Consider the following 2,730-nt stretch of genomic DNA (forward strand, 5'->3'; position numbering starts at 1 on the left):
CCGCCCCGCGGGCCAGCGCCGTTTCGGGCTCCTCGGGCGCCGACAAGGGCAGTGAGGTGGCCGCCTCCAGCGCGGGCTTGATCAGCGGGATGTCGATGCCCGAGCCGACGACGAACACGCCGTCCGGCCGTGTCTCCAGCGTCTCCGCGTGCGACACCATGCTGGCCAGCTGGGCCACCGCGGCCTCGTCGTCGGCCGGCAGCGGCTGGCGCTGGACGTCGGCGATCGACCCGTCGGCGCTGTTGACGACCGCCAGAGTGGCGGTGTCCGGCTCGATGTACAGCAGGGCAGTTTGCGAGTAGTTGGTCTGGCTGCCCACCGCTTGCGCGAGGGCGGCCGCGGCCAGGAAGGCCGAGACCAACATCACGTTCTCCACCTTGTGGGCGGCCAGTGCGTCCCGCAGTGCGGCGGCCTCGATCGGGTCCGTGAATGTGACGCCGGTCGATGCCAATTGGTAGCCGCCCTCGGCCGCGCCCTGACGGGTGCCCAGGATCGCGGAGACTACCTGGTTGGCCGCGCTGAGCGTTGCCGCGTCGTCTTCGGGCGGAACGTCGAAATTGTCTTCGTCGACGGTGGCGCCTTCGCCATTCTGGCCTTCGACCAGCACCATTCGGACTGCCGTCGGCGCCATCGACACGCCAAGTACCGTGTCCAAAGCTCCTCCATCGTTCGATTGCTAGCGCTGATGATGAGAACGTGGCCGCCGCACCCCGCGAAAACGCCAGAGGTCACTTAGTCCCCACCGTGTTTTCCCCTAGTGTCCCGATTTTACGCGTGTTCGGCACCCGGCGGGCGGGCTAGGGGACAGGGATGCCGTGGCCGCCCAGGTGCCGATGCAGCCAGTCGTCCCACTGATCGCTGTGGGACGGGCCGGGTCCGGGTTGGGGCGATGCCGGCGGCGGCGGGACGACCGGGACGGATGCGGCGGCGGCGGGCACAAATAGCGCTTCGCGGCTGCCGGACGCGTCCAACTTCGCGCGCTAGGGTGGCGACGGGGTGTGGGGCCGTGATCGCGTCGAAAATCCGTCCGGCCAATTCTGGAAAGCGATGATGCCCCGCGGCGGGAACACAGCTGTCCCCGCACGACACGCAATCGATTTGGACGACTTGGAGGAGCGGTGGACGTCGTACTTGGCGTGTCTATGGCGCCCGAGACGGTCCGCATGGTGCTCGTCGAAGGCGAAGCTGCCGGCGGAGTGACCGTCGACCAGGACGGCTTTGAACTCGCCGATCAGACAACGGCGGTGGCCGCGGCGGACCGCGTGGTCGACGCGATTCTCGGCACACGGGAAAGCGCGGCCGCGGGTGGCTATCGGGTGAAATCGAGCGGCGTGACGTGGACGGATCAAGCCGAGGCGGCCGCGCTTCGAAATGCGTTGGCGGAGCGCAAGATCGAGGACGTCATGCTGGTGTCCGGCGTGATGGCTGCCGCGGCGCTGGCGCAGGCCGCGGGCAGTGCCACCAACTGCGCGCGCACCGCGCTGCTGTTCGTCGAGCCCAGCACCGCGACGCTGGCCGTCGTCGACACCGCCGACGGTTCGGTCGCCGACGTGCGCCGGCATGCGCTGCCCAGCAGCGACGGGGCGGCGCTGGCGCAGCTGGCCGCGTTGGCCTCGGGCGCCGAATCGATGAGGGCGCGCCCGGACGGGCTGTTCCTGGTGGGCTCGGACGTCGACATCCCGTACATCAAGCCGGCGCTCGAGTCGGCGACCTCGCTGTCGGTGACCACCCCCGAGGAACCCGAGATGGCGCTGGCCCGCGGCGCCTCGCTGGCGGCGGCCAACGCCCACCTGGGGGCGCCGTCGACGATCGCGATGCCCTACGCAGGACAACCCGCGACGGGCGGGCGCGAGCTCGCGTACAGCGCCGAAGCGGGCGACGCGGCCGCCCGGGGAGCCGAGTCCGCGGCGGACCGGGGCGATCGGCGCAGCCGGAAGCCGGTGCTGGCCGTCGTCGCCGCGACCCTGGTATTCGTCGGCGGTGTCCTGGCGCTCTCGCTGGCGCTGGCCTTCGACATCCGGCCCCACGCGCATCAGCGCCCCGACATCACCCAAAACGTCGTCGCCCCGGCAGTCCAGGCGCCACCACCGCCGAAGCTGCCGCCACCGCCACCGCTGTGGCCGCCGCCGAAGCCGCCGCCCCCACCGAGTCCGCCGCCACCACCGAGGCCGCCGCCCCCGCTGTGGCCGCCGCCCAAGCCGCCGCCCGGGATGCCGAAGCCGCCTCCGGGGGCCCCACCCCCGATCGGCCCGCCACTGCCGTGACCGCCACCGAGAGGTCCGCCGCCGAACAGCCCACCCGGACCGCTGGGCGTACTGCCGCCGCCGCCGGAACCTGGGGCCGGGAGGTGCCCGCCGCCCAAGCCGCCGTCGCCCGGGGGCGAGGCGTGCCCGCCGCCCAAGCCGCCGGGGCCGGTACCCGGGGGCGGGACGTGCCCACCGCCGGAACCACCGGTGTCCGGGGGCGGCACGTGCCCTCCGCCGGAGCCACCCGTGCCGCTACCCGGAGGCGGCACGTGCCCACCGCCGGAGCCACCCGTGCCGCTACCCGGAGGCGGCACGTGCCCACCGCCGGAACCACCGGTGTCCGGAGGCGGCACATGCCCACCGCCGGAACCACCCGTGCCACTGCTGGGGGGCGGGGACGAGCCCTGCCCGGGCGGAGTCTGGTGCGGCGGCCACTGGGGCCCCGTGCCGCCGGTCTGTGGCGGTTCGGGGACGTGCACCGGCG

The 2,730-nt window shown here is 73.2% G+C and carries 1 protein-coding gene and 1 pseudogene; one reads left to right on the plus strand and one right to left on the minus strand.

Translation table 11 applies throughout. The features are described 5' to 3' along the window. Positions 1 to 610 (minus strand): annotated as a pseudogene (locus tag A9X05_RS23810) (hypothetical protein); the annotation flags it as partial. A 508-nt stretch (positions 611 to 1,118) separates the two neighbouring features. Here A9X05_RS23810 and A9X05_RS23815 point away from each other — a divergent pair. Continuing rightward, positions 1,119 to 2,264 carry a hypothetical protein gene (locus A9X05_RS23815; protein WP_197499185.1) on the plus strand — a complete coding sequence of 382 codons (1,146 nt, stop codon included), beginning with the start codon at positions 1,119 to 1,121 and terminating at the stop codon, positions 2,262 to 2,264. Positions 2,265 to 2,730: the final 466 nt, after the last annotated feature.

Origin of the sequence: Mycobacterium sp. E3298, assembly GCF_001666895.1 — a bacterium.
GTDB lineage: Bacteria > Actinomycetota > Actinomycetes > Mycobacteriales > Mycobacteriaceae > Mycobacterium.